21 protein-coding genes are annotated in these 21,871 nt (G+C 32.6%); 17 read left to right on the top strand and 4 right to left on the bottom strand.

What is annotated here, in order from left to right:
* Positions 1 to 38: 38 nt before the first annotated feature.
* Positions 39 to 2,336, top strand: coding sequence for a penicillin-binding protein 1C (pbpC, locus tag J3U23_RS07620; RefSeq protein ID WP_416380497.1), 2,298 nt, complete (start codon positions 39 to 41; stop codon positions 2,334 to 2,336).
* A 281-nt stretch (positions 2,337 to 2,617) separates the two neighbouring features.
* On the opposite strand, the gene J3U23_RS07615 is transcribed toward pbpC, so the two are convergent.
* Genes J3U23_RS07615 through dtnK form a run of 3 tightly spaced genes read right to left on the bottom strand, consistent with a single transcriptional unit; the run spans position 2,618 to position 5,673 of the window.
* Positions 2,618 to 3,379 carry a DeoR/GlpR family DNA-binding transcription regulator gene (locus J3U23_RS07615; protein ID WP_141677452.1) on the bottom strand — a complete coding sequence of 254 codons (762 nt, stop codon included), beginning with the start codon at positions 3,377 to 3,379 and terminating at the stop codon, positions 2,618 to 2,620.
* Positions 3,380 to 3,402: 23 nt separating this feature from the next.
* A complete protein-coding gene (gene pdxA, locus J3U23_RS07610) occupies positions 3,403 to 4,386 on the bottom strand; it encodes a 4-hydroxythreonine-4-phosphate dehydrogenase PdxA (protein ID WP_065733853.1) in 984 nt (327 codons plus the stop codon).
* 12 nt (positions 4,387 to 4,398) lie between these two features.
* Positions 4,399 to 5,673: a D-threonate kinase gene (gene dtnK / locus J3U23_RS07605; protein ID WP_267330619.1), complete on the bottom strand. Its 1,275-nt coding sequence runs from the start codon at positions 5,671 to 5,673 to the stop codon at positions 4,399 to 4,401.
* Between the two features lie 227 nt (positions 5,674 to 5,900).
* On the opposite strand from dtnK, the gene J3U23_RS07600 reads away from it, so the two are divergent.
* The 11 genes from J3U23_RS07600 to pmrB all read left to right on the top strand — a co-directional run bounded on the left by J3U23_RS07600 (position 5,901) and on the right by pmrB (position 16,141).
* Entirely contained in the window at positions 5,901 to 7,037 is a 1,137-nt protein-coding gene (locus tag J3U23_RS07600; protein ID WP_267338928.1) for an iron-containing alcohol dehydrogenase, read from the top strand.
* A gap of 27 nt (positions 7,038 to 7,064) precedes the next feature.
* Complete coding sequence (locus tag J3U23_RS07595) at positions 7,065 to 7,943, top strand: dihydrodipicolinate synthase family protein (RefSeq protein WP_267337401.1); 879 nt, start codon at positions 7,065 to 7,067, stop codon at positions 7,941 to 7,943.
* A gap of 43 nt (positions 7,944 to 7,986) precedes the next feature.
* Complete coding sequence (locus tag J3U23_RS07590; RefSeq protein ID WP_267330616.1) at positions 7,987 to 9,390, top strand: sodium:solute symporter family protein; 1,404 nt, start codon at positions 7,987 to 7,989, stop codon at positions 9,388 to 9,390.
* Positions 9,391 to 9,402: 12 nt separating this feature from the next.
* On the top strand, positions 9,403 to 10,599 hold the full coding sequence (locus tag J3U23_RS07585; RefSeq protein WP_267330615.1) for a sialidase family protein: 1,197 nt from the start codon (positions 9,403 to 9,405) through the stop codon (positions 10,597 to 10,599).
* Positions 10,600 to 10,652: 53 nt separating this feature from the next.
* Positions 10,653 to 11,117: a YhcH/YjgK/YiaL family protein gene (locus J3U23_RS07580; protein ID WP_267330614.1), complete on the top strand. Its 465-nt coding sequence runs from the start codon at positions 10,653 to 10,655 to the stop codon at positions 11,115 to 11,117.
* A gap of 228 nt (positions 11,118 to 11,345) precedes the next feature.
* Positions 11,346 to 12,173, top strand: a complete 828-nt coding sequence (locus J3U23_RS07575) for an ABC transporter substrate-binding protein (RefSeq protein WP_267330613.1) — start codon at positions 11,346 to 11,348, stop codon at positions 12,171 to 12,173.
* Between the two features lie 3 nt (positions 12,174 to 12,176).
* On the top strand, positions 12,177 to 12,896 hold the full coding sequence (locus J3U23_RS07570; protein WP_065733860.1) for an amino acid ABC transporter permease: 720 nt from the start codon (positions 12,177 to 12,179) through the stop codon (positions 12,894 to 12,896).
* 6 nt (positions 12,897 to 12,902) lie between these two features.
* Positions 12,903 to 13,595: an amino acid ABC transporter permease gene (locus J3U23_RS07565; RefSeq protein WP_065561858.1), complete on the top strand. Its 693-nt coding sequence runs from the start codon at positions 12,903 to 12,905 to the stop codon at positions 13,593 to 13,595.
* Positions 13,596 to 13,700: 105 nt separating this feature from the next.
* Positions 13,701 to 14,225, top strand: coding sequence for a phosphatase PAP2 family protein (locus J3U23_RS07560; RefSeq protein ID WP_267338926.1), 525 nt, complete (start codon positions 13,701 to 13,703; stop codon positions 14,223 to 14,225).
* A gap of 122 nt (positions 14,226 to 14,347) precedes the next feature.
* Complete coding sequence (pmrA, locus tag J3U23_RS07555; protein WP_065733863.1) at positions 14,348 to 15,010, top strand: two-component system response regulator PmrA; 663 nt, start codon at positions 14,348 to 14,350, stop codon at positions 15,008 to 15,010.
* A gap of 33 nt (positions 15,011 to 15,043) precedes the next feature.
* Positions 15,044 to 16,141, top strand: coding sequence for a two-component system sensor histidine kinase PmrB (gene pmrB / locus J3U23_RS07550; protein WP_065733864.1), 1,098 nt, complete (start codon positions 15,044 to 15,046; stop codon positions 16,139 to 16,141).
* Here pmrB and J3U23_RS07545 read toward each other — a convergent pair.
* Entirely contained in the window at positions 16,113 to 16,733 is a 621-nt protein-coding gene (locus tag J3U23_RS07545; RefSeq protein WP_065733865.1) for a YrbL family protein, read from the bottom strand. The genes pmrB and J3U23_RS07545 overlap by 29 nt on opposite strands.
* Positions 16,734 to 17,008: 275 nt before the next feature.
* On the opposite strand from J3U23_RS07545, the gene rplM reads away from it, so the two are divergent.
* The 5 genes from rplM (at position 17,009) to J3U23_RS07520 (ending at position 20,518) form a co-directional block, all read left to right on the top strand.
* Entirely contained in the window at positions 17,009 to 17,437 is a 429-nt protein-coding gene (rplM, locus tag J3U23_RS07540) for a 50S ribosomal protein L13 (protein WP_034901369.1), read from the top strand.
* An 11-nt stretch (positions 17,438 to 17,448) separates the two neighbouring features.
* On the top strand, positions 17,449 to 17,841 hold the full coding sequence (rpsI, locus tag J3U23_RS07535; RefSeq protein WP_065561853.1) for a 30S ribosomal protein S9: 393 nt from the start codon (positions 17,449 to 17,451) through the stop codon (positions 17,839 to 17,841).
* 302 nt (positions 17,842 to 18,143) lie between these two features.
* Positions 18,144 to 18,776 carry a glutathione S-transferase N-terminal domain-containing protein gene (locus J3U23_RS07530; RefSeq protein WP_065562614.1) on the top strand — a complete coding sequence of 211 codons (633 nt, stop codon included), beginning with the start codon at positions 18,144 to 18,146 and terminating at the stop codon, positions 18,774 to 18,776.
* A 48-nt stretch (positions 18,777 to 18,824) separates the two neighbouring features.
* Positions 18,825 to 19,229 (top strand): ClpXP protease specificity-enhancing factor, encoded by a 405-nt coding sequence (locus tag J3U23_RS07525; protein WP_081299489.1) that lies wholly within the window; start codon positions 18,825 to 18,827, stop codon positions 19,227 to 19,229.
* A gap of 371 nt (positions 19,230 to 19,600) precedes the next feature.
* Positions 19,601 to 20,518 (top strand): inorganic triphosphatase, encoded by a 918-nt coding sequence (locus tag J3U23_RS07520; RefSeq protein ID WP_267330610.1) that lies wholly within the window; start codon positions 19,601 to 19,603, stop codon positions 20,516 to 20,518.
* The last annotated feature ends 1,353 nt before the right edge of the window (positions 20,519 to 21,871 follow it).

The following is a 21,871-nucleotide window of genomic DNA, read 5'->3' as shown; positions in this document are numbered from 1 at the left end:
TTTATAAATACATTTGGCTGGGTCACATAATAAAGATAATGAAAAAATGCTTTTATAAAATATTTAAATTTTTTTTGATATTATTAGTTTTATTGAGCAGTAGTTTTTTTATTGCTGACTCTCTTTTTCCTTTATCTATTTCACAAAATAAAACTACACAAACCGTTGTTGCAGATGATGAAACGCCATTATGGCGATTTGCTGATCAAAATGGTGTTTGGCGTTATTCAGTCAGTCTTGATGAAGTGCCAGACTATTATCTTGAAGTTTTATTAAATTATGAAGATCGCTATTTTTATGAACATATTGGTATTAATCCGATTTCTTTATTTCGTGCAGCTTGGCAAAATATATCAAATGATAAAATCGTTTCCGGTGGTAGTACTATATCTATGCAAGTGGCAAGATTATTATATCCACACGATCGAACGCTAACGGGTAAGCTAAAACAGATCTTTAGAACCCTCCAGCTTGAATTACATTATAGTAAAGATGAAATCTTAACTTTATATATTAACCACGCACCCTATGGTGGCACAATAGAAGGTATTGGGGCGGCAAGTTGGTCTTATTTTGGTAAACAGCCCAAAGAGTTAACAAGAAGTGAGGCAGTATTATTAGCAGTGTTGCCTCAAGCCCCAAGTCGATTACGACCCGACCGATTTCCTGAAAGAGCCAAACAAGCTCGTGATAAAGTATTAGACCGATTGGCAGAATATAAAGTATGGTCAAATGATTTAATCGAAACCGTTCGACGCGATGAGGTTTGGGTATATCCACGAAAAGCACCACAAGTGGCTCCCTTACTGGCTTATCGTTTAAAAAATAAATACCCTAATGAGGATATTATTCATTCCACTATTGATGTTTCAATTCAATATAATTTAGAAGATTTAGCCATCAATCGTGTGAAACAACTACCGCCTAAAACATCATTGGCTATTCTAGTAGTCGATCATACTGATATGACAGTAAAAGGTTATGTCGGTTCAGCTGATTTTAATGACAATGAACGTTTTGGCCAAGTTGATATGATTAGTGCGTTACGTTCTCCTGGCTCTACACTAAAACCTTTTATTTATGCGCTTGCTCTTGATGAAGGTATGATTCATTCTGAATCGCTGTTGCAAGATGTTCCTCGTATTACTACCGATTATCGTCCGACCAATTTCGATGATGGTTTCTATGGGCCGGTTAGTGTGTCTGACGCATTAAGTAAATCATTAAATTTACCAGCGGTTCAATTAATTGAGTTATATGGCCCAAAACGATTTGCAGGTAAATTGGCTGGTATTGGGTTACCTTTATCTTCGATAGGCAATGAACCTAATATCTCCTATATATTAGGTGGTGCTTCATTAAGGATGGATAATCTTGTTAGTGCATATAGTGCATTTGCTAGGCATGGCGAAGTGAGTCCATTGCGCTTTACTCAAAAAGAGCCATTGATTAATAAACCCTTTATTTCTGATGGTAGTGCTTGGATAACAAGACAAATGTTAATTAATAGTAATCTATTAGCTTATAAAACAGGAACCAGTTATGGCTATCGGGATGCTTGGGCAGTTGGTATCAATCCAAGATATTTAATTGGCGTTTGGGTAGGGCGTCCTGATGGCACTCCCGTTGTTGGGCAATATGGTTCAATGTCTGCCATGCCAATTTTACAACATGTTAATTCAATTTTATTAAATAGAGAAAATCGTTTAAATCGTCCACTTACTACTTATGAAAAACCAGCATCAGTATCTTCTACGAAAATTTGTTGGCCATTAGGGCAACCTCTTCCGGAATCTGATGTAAATTGTCACCGTCAAAAGACCGCATGGGTTTTAAACAATATGACACCGCCAACACTAAGTACCTATGGTGAACTAAAAAATAATATCTATCGTTCTGGGTGGATAACGATTTGGGTAAATGAACGAGGTGAACGTGTTGCTGCTGATTGTCCCGGAGCACAAAAAAAACAACTTGCCCTATGGCCAGTATCATTAGAAAACTTTTTGTTAACAAAAGAGAAAAGGCGGACTCTATTACCACCAATTGATAAAAGTTGCCCTGTAATGGGACAAGATGTTTTTGCTTCACTCAATATCGTAGGTTTACGTGATAAACAATTGATTAGAGCATTACCAGGAAGTCATCAAGTCACAGTTGATTTAACTCCAGAGGGTGGATATGGGGAAAAATGGTGGTTTTTAGATGGAAACTTAGTTGCTAATTCTAAAGATAATGAAAAAGTGGCCTTAACTATTGCTAAAAAAGGTGTTCATCGTTTGCTATTATTAGATGAAAGCGGACAAATATTTCGATTAAAGTTTATGTCAGATTAATTAAGTAACAAACTCAGTGGTTAATTTATTGCCCATTAAATATGTAATGGATTGCTATCTGAGGTTTATTTTAATCGGGATTAACAGAAATATCTAACGTGGCAGAAACAGTTAGCATCTATACAATATGTCACGGTTCAAAGTGCTTGTAAGATAAGTTTAACAAAAGTTAGACAATCAATGTAGACAAAAATATAGTGATCAGTGGGATAATTATTTTCAATAAAGCTAATACTACAAATAAAGTCATTCCATTGGTGATCTCTTATTAGTGGAATATATTATTTGGCAATATGTAATTTAAATGTTTGATTTTGAAGAGCTTGTACGGATTCTGTATCAAGATGATTATCAGTAATAATGTCAGTAAAGCGGTTTAGAGGTATAGACGTAAATAAAGAATAAGTATTATATTTACTACTATCTGCAACAAGAACAACTTTATCTGCCTTCTCGGCAAAGCTAGATTTTATTAATGCTTTATCTTCAGTTGGTGCTGTTACACCTTTACTTAAGCTCCAAGAGTTACAACTAACAAAGGATATGTCAGGATTAATTTGTAAAAGCAAAGAGCGACCATGTTCACCGATGCAAGATTGGCTACTGTCATCAATTTTCCCACCAATTATTGTGACTTCAATTTGTTTAAATTCAGACAAAAATAGCGCGATATGTAAGTCAGATGTAATGACCCTAACTGGCATTTGCGTAATTCTTTTTGCTATTTCTAATGTCGTCGTACCGGCATCAAGAGCGATTGAGTCACCAGGTTTTATTAGCTTTGCAGCTACATCTGCTATAAGTTGTTTTTCATTAAAATTTTTGTGAATTTTTTCGAAAGTAGTGGGTTGATTTGGAATAAAACGGTTTAGTGTCACGCCTCCATGTGTTCGACTAATGACACCTTGCTGATCTAATTTGATTAAGTCACGACGAATAGTCGCTGGAGAGGCTTCAGTAGCAATAACTAAATCTTCGACTGTCACTAGATTATGAATTTTTAAATAGTCCATGATTTGATCTAGTCGATTGTATTTTCCCACTGAAAACTCCTCTTTTATTTTACTTAATTAGATAACAGTTCCGCTAATCGGATTGATTCTATCATACTATCTGGTTTTGCGACACCTTGCCAAGCAATATCATAGGCGGTTCCGTGGTCAGCGGATGTGCGAATGAAAGGTAAACCAGCTGCAATATTTACACCATCATAAAATCCTAATAACTTAAGTGGAATATGACCTTGATCGTGATACATAGCCACGACTATATCAAATTTGCCTTGGTGTGCTTGTAAAAATACAGTATCTGGTGCACATGGTCCAATGGCGTCAATTCCGTATTGGCGCATTTTTTCGATAGCGGGAGTAACAATTTTAATCTCTTCATCACCAAACAAACCATGTTCACCAGCATGAGGATTAACGCCTGCAACGGCAATTCTAGGGTGCTTAATCCCAATTTTTTTAAGGAAATTATCAGCAATTTTAATTACTTTTTCAATGCGTTCACTGTTTAAGGTATCTAAGAATTTACGTAATGAGACATGGGTTGTGACATGGATGACTTTAAGTGAATCGGTATAAAGCACCATTGCTACATCTTTGCTATCAGTTAATTTTGCTAATAATTCGGTATGACCTGGATACATATGCCCAGCAGAATGTAAGGCTTCTTTATTTAATGGTGCGGTGGCAATAGCTGAAACTTCGCCGCTTAAAGCAAGCTCAGTCGCCTTTTTCACACATCGGTAAGCCAAATCACCAGCTTGCGGTTGAATCATACCAGGTTTTAGAGAATCAATATCATCTAACTTTATATCAATGACATTAATAATATTAGGTTGAAAAATAGCATTACTAACTTGTTCAATCACATTAATTGAAACATTAGTAAATAACCCCATTTTTAATTGCTTTTTCAGAACTTCAGCAGAACCAACTACAACAGAATGTATATTTTTAAGTGCTTCTGATTGTAGAGCTTTTACAATAATTTCTGGTCCAATACCAGCTGGATCCCCCATTGTTATCGCTACGATTTTTGACATCGTATTTCTCCTTTAAATAAATTCTAATGTTTTTAAAAAAATATCATTTGAACCAAAGCCTCCAGCTTTGGTAAATACACGATATTTTATAGGTTTGTTACTTATTAATTGACCATAAGGTACACCAGGACTTACTTGTCCTTCAATTCTAAACCCTATAGCCCCTAAAGACTTGGCTATAGCTATCGCTACATCTCCACCAGTCAAAAATAGATTTTTAAACTGTAGCCGATTGACTAATTGACCTAAAGATTGACAGATATGTTCACCAAGTTGTTCTCGAGTTAAGTTATATTCCTTACAATAATCTTCAACTTTATAACGATCGTCTATATTAGAACTTGTTCTGACTATGCAATGTTTTTGATAATCTAGTTGTGATTGAATCTTTTTTGTTAATTGGGTTAATGTAAATAATGATATATGTGGTAATAACTCTGTAATATTTATATCAAAAATTACCCAATTATCTTTCTGATTAACCGTATAATTTATTTGTTGTTGTGTCTTTTCACTCATTGAACCCGCTATGACTAATAATGGATGAGTACTTATCCTGGGGTTAGTTGTATTTTTTTCTTGATGAATTATTGGTAAAAAATCAATCAAACCAGCTGATCCAACTAGTAATAATTTCTCTTGTAATGGTAAGATTTGTTCAACTATACATTGCAAATCACCGTTTGTTTCAGCATCAACAACAATCATTTTTTTACCATTATTGATAGCATTTTCAATATGTTCTTTTAACTTATAATTTCTTACTTGATCTAAATTGACCTCTACACATGAATATTTTGTTTGTTGTTCAATACAATCTTTTATATTTGATGAGTAAACAGGCGTTTTAGGGTCACTAGCAAATTCAGTATTAATTAATTCAATTCCATTTATGTAACAATTTCCATTTATTGTCGTACGATTCATATTGGGATATGCAGGAACAACCAATGCAACTTTATTTTTAAAATTATCCAATAGCGTGGCTATTTCAGTACCAATATTTCCTCGTAAAGTAGAATCAATTTTCTTATAAATTTGCTTAACGTCAGGATTATTAATAATAACTTTTTGTATTCTTCTTTGAGCTTCTTTATCTGTAACGGCGCGACTTTCAGTATTCACGACTATAACATTATTATTTTTACTTTCTTGAAAACTATGTTTTTCTGATAAGTTGGCTTCTTCCCAATTGAAAATTACATCAACTACCAATCCTTTGTTTACTAATTGAACTCCAGCGTCATTAGAACCGGTGAAGTCATCAGCAATAATCAACTTAATCATTAAGAACTCTTAATTATAAATAATTCCAGTTTTCTGATTATACATATTCTTTATTAAAAAAAACAATTATTATGATTAAAATAAATCAAAAGTTGCATAATGTGATCTTGATCATAGTTTTTCATATTCAATTTGATCAAAATGCAAACATAAATTAATATTTAGTGATTAAATGAAATCAATATGATTTTTAATTGTCATTTTTGGGGCGTTTGTTGGAGATGGTTATGCATATAAATAGCACAATTCTTAGTGGACAAGGAGTTTTAAAAGATCTTCATTTTTTATTTAAAGATCGTAAGCATGTTCTGTTTATAACAGATCAAAATATTATTAATTTATCCGTAACAAAAGAAATCATCAAAAAAGTGCAAGAAAATGTTGCTTTAGTAAGCATAGTTGATGATATTCCGCCGGAACCAAGCCATCAGGATGTAACTAACTTACTTAATAAAATGAAGGTATCTAATGCTGATCTTGTAATAGGTGTAGGTGGTGGAAGTGTACTTGATGTAGCTAAATTGATTTCTGTTTTATGCGTTAAAGATTCCAATATTACTCTTGAACAATTATTAGATGGGCAAAAACCAATTAAGCGGTGTACTTCTGTATTGATACCGACTACAGCCGGTACAGGATCAGAAGCAACACCAAATGCGATTCTAGCTATACCTGAAAAAATGACCAAGCAGGGTATTATTTCTCCCGTCATGTTACCTGATTATGTTTGTTTAGCACCTGAATTAACAACGTCAATGCCAAAGCATATTGCTGCTTCAACAGGTATAGATGCTTTATGCCACCTAATAGAGTGCTTTACAGCCAGTATCTCTAATTCGGTTGGTGATAATTATGCTTTGATAGGTATGGAAAAGCTATTCAATTCACTCGAAAAATCAGTTAATGATATCACTGATATAGAAGCAAAATTAAATATGCTTTGGGCTTCTTATTGTGGTGGTGCCGCTATTGCTCATGCTGGTACTCATTTAGTTCATGCTATGTCTTACCCACTTGGTGGTAAATACCATATCCCTCATGGAGTTGCTAATGCAATTTTACTTGTACCTTGTATGGAATTTATTCGAGATGCAGTCGTTGATAAATTTGCTCAAGCCTATGATCTTTTACCTGATGCCGTTCGAACCTTAACCGCAGAAGAAAAATCGCATGCTTTAGTTAACTACTTTAGAGAATTAGTAAAACGTTTAGCATTACCTAGTAAATTACAAGAACTTAATATTTCACCAGATGACTTACCTTATTTAGTTGATGCAGCTCTTGATGTGAAACGTTTAATGAATAACGTGCCAAAGCAAGTTTCCAAAGAAGATGTATTAGCTATTTATCAATCGCTTTTATAGAAACTTTGGCTATTAGGAGTAAATATTATGAGAAAAAAAATAGAAGGGATTTTAACTGCTATCGTGACTACATTTGATGATAACGGTGATTTTTGTCCAAAACGAATGCGTAAACAAGTTCAACGTCAATTAACTAATGGTAACAGTGTTTTTTGTAATGGTACTAATGGTGAGTTTTTTGTATTAAGTACTCAAGAAAAAATTAAAGTGACTGAAGTTTGTGTTGATGAAGTTGCTGGCCGTTCACCAGTTATGGCTCATATTGGGGAAATCTCAACACGTGAAACAATCAAATTAGGCAAAGAGATAGAGAAATTAGGTGTTGATGCTGTATCAGTCATAGCACCTTATTTTATACCAGTTAAACAAGAAGAGCTAATTTATCACTACACGGCTATTGCTGACGCTCTTACTGTTCCCGTCTTTTTATACAATATCCCCGCCAGAACTGGTAACACAATTCAACCTGAAACAGCAGCCAAATTAGCTGAACATCCCAATATTTTAGGTATTAAAGATAGTGCAGGTAGTGCAGAAAGCTTACAAGCTTTTCTTGATGTAGCTAACAACATAGATGGATTTGATGTATTAACAGGGCCAGATTCGCTCATTTATCAAGGTTTTGTTGGTGGGGCTGTTGGATCTATTTCAGGACTCGCAAATGTAGCTCCGGGTTATATCAATGCCATTTGGAGAAATTTTAAAGAGGGTGATTTAGCTAAGTCTAAAGCTGCTCAAGATGCCGTTGGGGATTTAAGAAAAAATTTGTATGCAACAGTATTTTCACCAGCAGCTGTGAAGAAAGCATTAACTTTAATGGGCGAAGATGTTGGTGTAAGTCGTTATCCAGTTATGTTCTCTGATGAACATATAGCAACAATTAAAAATATTATTAAAAAACTATAACAAATATTTACATTGTAATTATATTAAAGATGAAAGGTGATTTATGCATTATTTTGGAACGATGGACACAATAATAATAATTAGTATTGTGGTTCTCTACATATTAGCTACCTCATGGATGACTTATTTTTTAAGAAGTAAAAACAATAGTGATTTCATGGAAGGGTCTCGAGCTGTACCTGCAATTGTTGTAGGTATTTTATTGATGACTGAGTATATTGGTGCGAAGTCAACTATAGGAACAGCTCAGTCTGCATTTGATAATGGTATTGCAGCGTCATGGTCAGTTATAGGTGCTGCAATAGGGTTTCCATTATTTGGCTTGATATTAGTTAAAAAAATTTATAACACTGGAGAAATCACTATTTCTGGTGCTATTGCACAAAAATATGGTAACTCAACTAAGAATTTAATTTCTCTAATAATGATTTATGCATTAACACTAGTAAATGTTGGAAATTATATTAGTGGAGCTGCAGCTATTTCTACTGTGCTCCAAATCTCTTTACCTGTTGCTGCTCTTATTACTGCAGTGGTAAGTACATTTTATTTCGCTTTTGGTGGATTGAAAGGTGTGGCTTATGTAACAATTATTCATAGCGCCGTTAAATATTTTGGTGTGTTATTTATTTTAGGAACGGCGCTTTATCTTACCGGTGGTTTTGGTCCTATGATTGAACAAATGCCACCTCATTATTGGACTTGGGATGGTTCAATCGGAGCAAGTACAATTTTCGCCTGGTTAATTGGTACTATAGGTTCAATATTCTGTACACAATTTGTTATTCAAGCTATATCATCAACTAAAGATGCTAAATCAGCTAAAAGAGCTTGTTGGTATGCTTTCTTTTTCTGCTTACCAATTGCGATAGCAATAGCTATTATCGGTGTTTGTGCAAAATTCCTTCACCCTGAAATCAAAAGTTTATATGCATTACCTGTATTTATTCAAGATATGAATCCTATCATGGCAGGCATTATTACTACATCATTAGTTGCTTCAATTTTTATCAGTGTTAGTACAGTGGCATTAGCAATAGCTTCTTTAATTGTTAAAGATTTCTATGTTCCTTACTGTAAGCCAACAGCAGAAAAAGAATTTAAAGCAACAAAAATTATTTCGGTTATTGTTGGTTTTGCTCCATTATTACTTGTACTTGCTTTCCCTGAAGTTCTGAAATTATCATTCTTCACAAGAGCAATTCGATTATCAATTACCATTGTGGCAATGATAGCCTTCTATCTACCATTTTTAAATAGTACACGAGCTGCAAATATGGCTTTAGTTGGTGCTGCAATTATAACGTCTCTTTGGTTCTACTGCGGTGATCCGTTTGGTATTAATAACATGTATGTAGCATTAATTTCACCTGCATTAATTATGTTATTAGACAAAGTGCTAATCAGTCCTTTTGTAAAAACTAAAGTGAAAGCGGATAATTTATAAGGAGATAACGGAATGACAAAAGTAAGATTAGATTGTTCAGGCCGATTATGTAAAAACACTGATGATACAAAACGTGTTGATGCATATTTGCCGACCGAATGTGTGCAAAATCATGCAGCAAATTTGTTGCAATTGCCAAACGGTGATCTACTTTGCACTTGGTTTGGAGGAACACAAGAAGGGATTCCTGACATTTCTGCGTATTATTCTAGATTGAAAAAAGGAAGTGATACATGGACAAAAGCGGTTAAACTTTCAGACGATCCAACACGATCTGAACAAAATCCATTATTCTTTTTAGATCCTGATAATGTTCTATGGATTTTGTATACTGCGCAAATTTCAGGAAACCAAGATACTGCGATTGTCCGTTATCGAAAATCACTAGATTATGGAGAAACCTGGGGGCCGATTGAAACATTATTGGAAGACCCCAATAAAGGTATTTTTATTCGCCAGCCTATTACTGTTATGCCAAACGGGGATTGGTTATTGCCAGTTTTTTACTGTATTGCAAAACCCGGTGAAAAGTGGGTTGGAAGTTATGACACTAGCGGTGTGATGATTTCTAAAGATAAAGGTAAGACATGGTCAAATATTGATGTTCCTGAAAGCCTAGGTTGTGTGCATATGAATATCTTAATGCTAAAAGATAACTCTTTGTATGCTATTTTTCGAAGTCGTTGGGCTGATTATATTTATGAAAGTAGATCAACAGATGGTGGCTATACGTGGACAAAACCAATTGCTACCATTTTACCTAATAATAATTCATCAATTCAAGCCACTGTATTAGATAATGGACATATTGCCTTAGTGTTTAATAATTCAAGTGCCAAAGATGCCAAAGAAAGGCGAGTGTCTCTTTATGATGAAATAGAAGATGAAAGCAGTGCACATAAAGAAGAAGCAAAAATTCTTGATGGGCAAAAAAATGCTTTCTGGGGTGCTCCTAGAGCGCCTATGTCGTTAGCAATTTCCACTGATAATGGTAAAACATGGCCCTATATTCGAAATTTGGATGAAGGTGATGGTTACTGTATGTCAAATAATTCAAAAGACAATCTTAATCGAGAGTTTTCATATCCAAGTATCAAACAAGGCTTAGATGGTAAGTTACACATTGCCTATACCTATTTTAGAATGGCAATTAAATATGTTTTGGTTGAAGAGGATTGGGTTAAGTCCACTATTAATAATAAGTTCTAGCAAATTTAAAGGGCTTAAATTTTAAAAAGTAAACTGGCAAAGGGAGATTGGAAATGATTGCTGGTAATACAAAATTTCTACATTTAGCAACACTACCTAAGTCGTTATATAGTATTTTAGCTCGACCAGAGGCTAGCTTTGAATATCTAAAGACTTTACCTGATGGTAAATATCAACTAAAAGGAGAAAGGTGGTTTTATAATGTCGGTGATTCTTATACTTCGCCTGAGCAAGAGCGACATACAGAGTTCCATAAGCTATTTTTAGATATTCAAATGATCTTAGAAGGTGAAGAAATCATTCGTTACAGTTTGATTGATTCTAGTAATGAACCTTGCTATGAGAAAAAACCTGATTTGTATATTTTGGAAAATCCTAAAATAAATAATGCTATTTATTTAACTGAAGGAGATTTTGTTACTTTTGCACCTGGTGAAGCCCATCAGGCTTTGTGTATGATTAATGTTCCACAAAAAGTACGAAAAGCTGTATTTAAAGTTCCCATAGATATTATTTAAATTCAATTATCATTTACTAAAACATCCAACAAGTAAGCCAAAGCAAGTTCAGTTACTGAGCTTGCTTTTTTAGTTAAAACTTTTATGTATTTTCAACGTATCTGATATGTATCATAATTCAATATAACTATAAGTTATAACCATGTAAACATTTGTTATTTATCCATACGATTCTTTATTGATAGACTTGATATATATAAACCAGTCCTTCATTTTTTGGGAGTCGATATGAAATTTTTAACTAAATCATTAACAGCTGCAGCACTATTTACGGTCTTGTTAGGTATCAATTCAGCCTACGCCGATCGTTTGGATGATATTGAAAAACGAGGGGAGATCAAGATAGCTGTTTTTGATAGTAATCCTCCGTTTGGATTTATTGATGAAAAAACTAATAAAATTGCTGGGCTTGATGTTGATTATGCCAATGAAATTGCTAAAGCATTGAATGTAAAAGTCGAACTAGTTCCAACTAATCCGGCCAACCGTATTCCTTTACTAACCTCACAAAAAGCAGATCTGATTGTTGCAAACTTTACGGTTACTGATGAACGAGCTAAAACAGTCGATTTTAGTTTGCCTTATTTTGCTACTGGCCAGAAGTTTGTAGCTAAAAAAGGATTCCTAAAAACAGCAGATGATCTTAAAAATCTTCGTATAGGTGCCGATAAAGGTACAGTGATGGAAATTACTCTACGTGAGAAGTACCCAACTGCTAAAGTAATCTCATATGATGATACACCTTTTGCTTTTGCAGCATTACGCAATGGTGTTGTACAAGCTATTACTCAAGATGACGCAAAGTTAATTGGTTTACTTGCTAATGTTCCAGAAGAACAACGAGCTGCTTTTGAAATATCTCCATTTAGTATAACTCAAGAATATCAAGCTGTAGGTATTCCAAAAGGGGAAACCCGCTTGAAAGAAAAAGTTGACCAAATATTATTAAAGCTTGAAAATGATGGTGAAGCGTTAACTATCTATAACCGTTGGTTTGGACCTGATACAAATTCAGCCATGCCTCGTGGTGATTTCAAAATAGGTAAAGGTCAATAAATAATGTATGAGCAATTACTGGAACCCCGTTATTTATGGTGGTTGTGGGATGGTTTTTTAGTCACTATCGCTATTTCAGTTTTAACAATCATTCTCTCTACAATATTTGGTTTTTTGCTAGTTATTGCTCAACAAAGTCATATCAAAATTATCAAAGGCGTTGTAATTAGTTATAACGCTATTTTTCGTTATTCTCCATTGTTACCGCAGCTTTTTTTCTGGTATTTTGGTATAGGTAATTTGTTACCAGTAGAATTTAAAATGTGGCTATTTGATGAACCGCAAATCCAGCTGTTTTTTTTCTCTTTAAAAATGCCTTCTTTTGAATTTATTATTGGTTTAATTGGATTAACATGTTACTCCAGCGCTTTTATTGCTGAAGAATTTCGAGCAGGAATTTTGGGAATAAGCAATGGTCAAGAACAAGCATCATTAGCTTTAGGCCTTACACGTTGGCAAAGTATGCGGTTTATTATTTTACCTCAAAGCATTCGTATCGCATTTCCTCCGTTAATTGGTCAATATATGAATATCATCAAAAATTCCTCTTTAACAATGGCTATTGGGGTGTTGGAACTATCTTATGTTTCACGTCAAGTTGAAACCGAATCGCTGAAAACATTTCAGGATTTTGCGATAGCAACATTTTTATATATTTTAGCCATTGTTATTGTTGGGACACTAGGCAATATTTACCAATCAAAGCGATTAAACAGGGTCTAATTTTTTATGGATTTTAAAGGTTTTGAAGTAATTTGGAATAATTTAGATTACCTAATGTGGGGTAATTTCCCAGGCGGTATTGTGTTGACTCTTTTGATGAGCTTAGCTGCTATTATCTTTTCGTCTATTTTAGGTATTTTCGCTGGTATTGGTCTAACTGTTTGCAAAGGATTTTTACGTCAACTTTTAGTTGTAGTATTAGGATTTTTAAGAGCGATTCCCGTTATTATGCTGATATTTTGGACTTATTTTTTGTTGCCAGTGCTATTGAATGTTGATGTGCCAGCTATTACAACAGTTATTTTTGCTTTATCTTTAATTGGTGGCGCATATATTGGTCATTCCGTGTATGCGGGAATGGTAGCTATTGCTAAAGAACAGTGGCAAGCGGCTTTTTCGTTAGGTTTAAATAAAAGACAAGTCATCATTTTTGTTATTCTTCCTCAAGCATTAAAAATGATGCTGCCTTCATTTGTTAATCAATGGGTATCATTAATTAAAGATACGTCTTTAGCTTATATAGTGGGTGTTGCAGAATTTACATTCATTGCTACCCAAATTAATAATCGTAGTATGGTTTATCCTACTGAAATATTTTTATTTGTGATTGTTGTTTATTTTATTATTTGTGCTGCACTTGATTTTACTGTCTCTTTATTGCCGAAATACCATTTGATTACTCGAAAAAATAAACGATAAATATCATTTATTAAATGTTCAAAATCCTTTTTAAGGTTCTTTTAAGCTTTATTGATTAAATTAAAACTAAATATTGTTTTTATAGGTCGTTGTATGTTGCTTGATATGAACACTCATCTTTTTTTATTAATTAATGCTCAAGAACAAGCCTCCAAATTATTTATTCTTTTTGCCATATTTTGTGCAAATTATTTAATCTTTGTTCCTATAGTCATATTGGGAATATGTTTTTTATTCAAACCTGTTTATAGACAATTAATCATAAAAATTGCTTTAGGTTTGGCTGTAGCCTTATTTGTAACCTTTGTTATTCGACATCTATTTTATTCTCCACGACCATTTGTTCTTAATATTGGTACCAACTATTTGAATCACGATAAAACGAGTTCTCTTCCTAGTCAGCACGCTGTTTTTATTTGGACTATTTGCTTCTCACTTTATCTAAATTATAAAAAGCAATTTAAAGCAATAACTTATCTATGTACGATTGTTGCATTACTTGTTTGTTGGAGTCGAATCTACTTAGGTGTTCATTGGCCACTGGATATTCTGGTGGGTATGTTGTTAAGTTTTATCTCTGTTTATTTAGTCAAAAAGATATGGTTTATACGTTCAAAAAGTTTTAAATAATTATTCGCTAAATTATAACTATCAAAATGAACTTAAATTTTTAAAGCATTGGGAAATAAATAGTAAAGCGTATAATAGTTGTAAATGTTACATTTCTTAAATCAAAATTAGGTAACACTATAATGAAAATTCTTATAGTAGAAGATGATAGTTTATTACAAAAAGGTTTATATGACGCGATAACGTCTAATGGCTATGTTTGTGAAGTCGCATCTAATGGCAAGCAAGCTGAGGATCTTATTGAGTTTGCACAGTTTAGTTTAATTATTCTTGATTTAGGTTTACCTGATTGTGATGGCTTAGAGTTACTCACCCGATGGCGCAAAAGAAATATCGATATTCCTGTACTAATTTTAACCGCTCGCGATACTATCGAAGATAGAGTTGAAGGTTTAGATCTTGGTGCAGATGATTATTTAATAAAACCCTTCGCCTTAACCGAATTGCTAGCCAGAATAAGAGCGTTAATTCGTCGAAATCAAGGAACTGCCGATAATATTGTTAACTATGGTCCTATTTCAATAGATATTAAACTTCAAAAAGCTACTTTAAATAATCAAGAAGTGATATTGACGCCAAAAGAATTTATTTTACTATCTAGATTGATGTTGAAAGCCGGTGAAAAAGTGCATCGAAGTTTATTACAAAATGATCTATATGATTGGCAGAGTGATCCAAGTTCAAATGTGCTTGAAGTTTATATTCACGCCTTAAGGAATAAATTAGGAAAAGATTTAATTAAGACTGTGCGTGGGTATGGCTATCAACTCAATATTAATAATTAGTTATTATTTTAAAATTAATTGAATGGCAAATTTATGATTGAACAGTCTTTGAATAATATTCGACATAGTATCCGTTGGAATCTATTTTTTACTTTGGGTGCAATAATGCTAATTTGCCAAATTATTACAGTATTTTGGTTATGGCATGAGAGTAAAGAGCAAATTGATGTTTTAGTTAACTTAACGTTAAGTCAAAATAAAATAGATGAAGTGGTTGAACATGAAGAATTAGAAGCAATTTTTGCATTATTTTGCTCAGCATTTTCCATGATGGTTGTAACTTTATTTTTGGCCTATAAGGCGATTAAATGGATTACTAAACCCCTTGAGATACTTGAAAAAGATTTAAATAAAAGAACTGAAGATAATCTTAAGCCAATAAAACCAATCAGTAATATGCGTGAAATTAAGTCAATTACTACGGTATTAAATAATTTATTTGAAAGGCTTAATAATACATTATCTCAAGAACGTTTATTTACAGCAGATGTAGCTCACGAGATGAGAACACCTTTAGCAGGTATTCGATTACATCTAGAATTATTAGAAAGTAAAGATAAAATAGATTGCCATGAGTTAATTGAACGAATAGATCGTTTAGTAAATACCGTAGAACAACTGTTGATGCTTGCTCGAGCAAGTCAAAAATTTACTCTAGGTCAGTATCAAAAAATTAATTTTCTAGATGATATTCAAATTCCCCTTTTTGATGAATTGACAGAGTTAACAGTACAGAAACAACAAAGTATTGATTGGGAAATTACGGGTAATAATATAATTTTTAATGGTGATGCGACTTTGATTCGTTTACTGATTCGTAATTTGGTTGAAAACAGTTATCGGTATAGTCCAAATGAAAGTAAAATTACTATTAGTTTTTATAAAGATGCTGAAGAAATTGTGATAGCCGTTAAAGATGAAGGGAGCGGTATTGACGAGTCAAAAACAGAAAAGTTAACCCAAGCCTTTTTCAGAATGGATCGTAAACATGATGGAATAGGGCTCGGTTTGAGTATTGTTAATCGTATTACTAAATTACATCATGGCCAATTTACATTAAGAAATCGGCAAGACCAAAAGGGTACGATTGCCGAAGTCAGACTTAATGATTCACATCATCAATTAACTTAGTGATTAATGAATTATGCTTATTTTCTCGAATTAGTGATGATAAAAATCGTTGCCATGTGCGTTCAATTTTGGCTTTTGCAAAAAAGCCTACATAGTTAGCGATAGGAATAAATGTCGAATTACCAATGTTATCAATAATAATTAAGCGATTTTCCTCTGGTGACAAATGCTGAAATAAAATATTTTTACTCTTGATTGTCATAGTAATGATTCTATCTTTTAGCAAGGCTGTTTTTAATGCTTTGAGTGATACAACTAACGCATCATAATTTTGATTAGTTGCTTGTTCGTCGAACAGATATTTTTCTAATGGAATAGAAATTTTTCCATCATAGTCACGAATAAGTTCAAAAACATGACCTTGACCAAAATTAGTCATTACAGGACCATAATATTTTGCTAGCACATCCCATGAGATATTGCGATTTATAAGGTGCTTATAATAGGCAATTTCACGGTTTGTTTCCTCTTCTGCTCCTTCATTATAATTAACTTTGATACATTTATTAGGATCATCGGGGTGATGATAGCATTTGCGGTGTAAACCTTTACTTATATAATCTTTTTCAGCAAGTTGAATTAAGTTTTCCATCAATTTTTATCGTGTTATTTAATATTAGTTAAAAGTGTAGCAGTTACTGTTTTTTCTCGCTACGCTTTTTTTATCATAAATCCTAGCGCTTTTTTAATATTTCTGTATAATATTGCCACCCACGTTACAACAGTGTTTTTCCCAACGCTGTTTTCGGTTGTCAGTATTAGTATAACGACTCGAAGGGGTTAGTTAGTTAATAGTTGCAATCAAAAAGTGTAAATAAATCAAATGATTTATTAACGTGAGATTAATTAAAATTTGGATAAATACAAATGAGTACTTTTTCAGCTAAACCAGAAACAGTTAAACGCGACTGGTATGTTGTAGATGCAGCAGGTAAAACGTTAGGTCGTTTAGCTACTGAAATCGCAAGCCGTTTGCGTGGTAAACATAAAGCAGAATATACACCACATGTTGATACAGGTGACTATATTATCGTTATCAATGCAGAAAAAGTTGCTGTAACAGGCAAAAAACGCACTGATAAAATCTATTATCGTCATACTGGTTACATCGGTGGACTTAAAGAAGCGACTTTTAAAGAAATGATTGAACGTCATCCTGAACAAGTCATCGAAATTGCTGTAAAAGGCATGTTACCGAAAGGTCCTCTTGGTCGTGCAATGTACCGTAAACTAAAAGTTTATGCTGGTAGTGAGCACAATCATGCGGCACAACAACCGCAAGTATTAGATATTTAAGGGGATAGAAGATGGCTGATAATCAATATTACGGTACAGGTCGCCGCAAAAGTTCTGCTGCTCGCGTGTTTATTAAACCAGGTAGTGGAAATATCATTATTAACAAACGTTCATTAGAGCAATACTTTGGTCGTGATACTGCTCGTATGGTTGTTATGCAACCTTTAGAGTTAGTTGAAATGACTGACAAACTTGATCTTTACATCACAGTTAAAGGTGGTGGTATTTCAGGTCAAGCGGGTGCGATTCGTCACGGTATTACTCGTGCATTAATGGAATATGATGAAACTTTACGCTCTTCATTACGTCAAGCGGGCTTTGTTACTCGTGATGCACGTCAAGTTGAACGTAAAAAAGTGGGTCTACGCAAAGCACGTCGTCGTCCACAATTCAGCAAACGTTAATTGCAACGTTACAAATTTGTTTCGAAACCCAGCCTATGCTGGGTTTTTTTTATCGCTATATAATTCTAAACTAACTGCAGTAATATTTATTTTATTTTTATTAAATTATAATTTATTCAAATAGATAATAATAATCTTTGTTATCTTTCTCTTACTTTATTGAAATTAATAAACGTACAAAAATGATTATTCTTCGAAAAAACAAAAAGAAAATATATTTTTTTTAACAAATTTGTTATCCAATTTGCTAGAATAGTAACCATATTTAAACTTAATTAAAATTTCGCATATTTGGAGTGAACATGGTTGTTGCTGTTAATAAACGTTCTGTGATGACATTATTTTGTGATACAACTGACATTTACGGCCATCAGATTCGTTTTGTGCTGGCAGAAAAAGGGGTAACAGCTGAGATCGAGTTTGTTACATCAAATACTTTACCTCAAGAATTATTGGATCTTAATCCGTATGGTTCAATCCCTACCTTAATTGATCGTGATCTAACTCTTTATGAAACACATATTGCATTAGAGTATTTAGATGAACGTTTTCCTCACCCGCCATTAATGCCGGTATACCCAATTGTTAGAGCTAATTCCCGCTTAACAATGTATCGCATTAAAAAAGAATGGTATAGCGCCTACGAAACGATCTTAAAAGATCCTGATAGTAGTAAAGCTAAAGAGGCTCGTAAAAACTTACTTGATGACTTAGTTTCTATTTCTGTCATGTTCAAAGAAAAAGATTACTTTATGAGTGATGATTTTACTTTGTGTGATTGCTATTTTGCTCCTTTACTATGGCGTTTACCATTGATTGGTATTGAATTGCCAAAAGTTGCAGAGAAAAACTATCTTTCTTATATGGCACGTGTATTTGAACGACCTGCTTTTATAAATTCTTTAACTGAAGATGAAAGAAAGATTAGAGCTTAAAATTTATTTTATCTAATGACAGATTAGCAATTAAACAAGGTAGCCGTTATGGAACTTGATGACATGACTCCTCGACGCCCTTATATATTTAGGGCATTTTATGACTGGATTTTAGATAATGATTTAACTCCTTATGTTGTGGTGAATACGTCTATTGATGGTGTATTAGTTCCACAAGAGTTTGTGAAAGATAATCAGATAGTACTCAATATTGCACCCCAATCAGTAGGACAGTATTTGGCCAATAATGATCAAATTGAATTCAATGCAAGATTTTCTGGTGTTCCTCAACATATTGTTGTGCCAATGGCTGCTATTGAAGCTATTTATGCTCGTGAAAACGGAGTAGGGATGGGGTTTGAAGATGAACCACACTACAAAGCCTTAAGACAAAGTGCAACTAAGCAATCCGAAAATGTTAAACCTGCAAATCCTTTTAGGGTTGTTAAATAGCTATCCTTAATTATTTTTTTATTATCCTATTTAAAATTTAACTAATAAATAGGATATTTTCCTACCTATTGGAATACCCATGCTAAAACTAGCTAACCTAAATCACACAATTTAAACAAGATTGTTATCTTGTGATGTTTAAAATTAAGAATAAGTTTTATAAAAAAGTGTTTAGTTAATTAATTTATATAATTCCACTTTTCTACTGCTTTTTCTATACACTTTTACCTATAAAGTATTAATTATTTTATCTTGTTTATTTATCATCCTGAATGTCGCTATAGCTTTAATCATATTATAGTTGATGATAGCCTATATTTGTTAGCCTAATCGGTATATCATATGGCAAAATAAATAATGAAAACAGACAAATGAGTAACGAAATTGAATTAAAGTTTCAAATCAATCAAAGTGATATAGAACACTTACAAAGTTATTTAAATCAATGGGTTTATTGTGATGAAGTAGAATTTTCATCACAAAAAAATTTAACCAATCAACTAAAATTAACTAATACTTATTATGATACCGAAGATCATTTATTGAGACAAAATGGTTGTGGTTTGCGTATTCGAAGTACTGAAGATGGCCAAAATAAGTGTTATGAAATTACCGTCAAATCAAAGGGTAATTCTGTGAGTGGCTTACACGAACGAATTGAAATTAATCGGCCTTTACCTAATGACAAATTAGATTTAAGTGTGCTGCCCAAAGAGGCATTACCTGATGGTTTAATCCAGTTAAATCCACTTTTTACGACTAATTTTAAACGTCAAACTTGGTTGATATCATTTGCCAATAGTGAAATAGAAGTTGCTTTAGATATAGGCAGCATTACCTCAAACGGACAATCTAAACCAATACAAGAAGTTGAGCTTGAGATAAAACAGGGTAATAAACAAGATTTGATCAACTTTGCGGTTGAATTAAGTCGCTTTAGCTTACATCTGTTTTCTCAGAGTAAGGCTTCGCGAGGATATCGCTTATTTCTCAATGTACCTCTTACTCCTAGCGTTTATTCTCCACAAATAGAGCAGGATTTGCCAAGCCTACTAAACTTTTGGCAACAAAATGAAGAATATGCTTTAGAAAATAATGATTTAACTTATTATAAACAGTTACTTATTCAAATAAATGAAATATTAATAAATAAGAATTTTGAAATTGAGCCAGAATTTCAGCAGTGGCAAATGGCAATGCAACGTATTAACTCGATTAAAAATTTTGCTTATAGCGAGGTAAACACAAAATTCAAACTTAGGCTAATTTCAGAAATAAATAAAATATAGGTATAAAAATGAAATTGGAAAGGAATTTTTTTAAATTACCACTATTATTAGTTTTATTTTATTGGTTATTTAATATTTTATATATTGTTGTCTATTTCACTGGATTTGATGATTATTTTTTACTGTCAAATATGACAAGTAATCAACTTATTAAAAATTTAACTAAGCAAGTATTAATCAACTTCTATTACCAAATACCAAGCTCAATTGTTGTATTTGTATTTTCCATAGTATTATTTTATAAATATTCAATTAATCAGGTCAATTCGAGAAATATTACTAATACGTTACTTGTTGCTATATTAATTACATCAATGGATATTGCAGGGCGATGGTTTCTTTACAACAGTATTAATTCATGGGTTGAATCTAAAATTAATTACCTTTTCATGGATAGTTATTTTTCTCTACATAATGAGCTTATTAATTTTATTAAGATAATAACTATTTATATTTTTGTAACACTATGGACTTATTTTAGTATTAGATTGTTGAATAGATATTTTATTCATGACAATCACGAATTAACTCAATCAGAGAGTCAGCGGTTACATCTTGGAGTATTCATTTCGCTTTATAATTGTTATTTTAACAGCCTGTTTTTTCCCATTATTTTGTTTGATGGTGTACATTTCAGTTTCACAGGTATTATTATTAATATAGTTGGATTAGCTATATTTTTATTAATTACTAATTTGATCGGCTATTTTTTGTTAAGAAAATGTTTTACAGGTGTAACAGAAGTTTTAAACACAAAAAAGCTTATATTTAGTACGATAAGTATATTCATCTTCAACTGCATATTGGTAACAATAATTATTATGGTATCAGTTTCTCTTCATGAATATTTAGAAATATATTATAGATTATCCAATAATTTTTCATTGTGTTATACATGGACCATTATAGGAATCGTGTTTATTCTAAGCTCTATAATGGTTAGAATTATGACCAAACTGCTATTTTATTCAGAAAAAAATAGAATCAATATCACACAATAGTACAAGTTGTATATATGTATTGGTAAAGCGATTTATAAATTAGCTTCCAATACATAATCATCTTGAAAACTTACTCAAGATCTATGCCTTTCAAACTCAAATCAAAAACTCCTCATTTCAAAGTAAAAAAAACTAACACTTTATCGAAATTTATATTCGACAATTTTTATTGTCAGACAATAAAAGAACATTTAGTTAAATCATTAAATAACCGATATAGACATTAACTATTTTTTTTGATACTTTGTTATTTTAGGTAAATTTTATAAATAATAACAATAAGTTAACTTTTGTTAGGTTTGTTAAGATTTAAGTTAATCAATGTAATGATTAGTAAATACCAAATAAATGG

Origin of the sequence: Gilliamella sp. B3367, from assembly GCF_026536825.1 — a bacterium.
Lineage (GTDB): Bacteria > Pseudomonadota > Gammaproteobacteria > Enterobacterales > Orbaceae > Gilliamella > Gilliamella apicola_E.
This window is presented reverse-complemented; position numbering and strand designations above follow the sequence as displayed.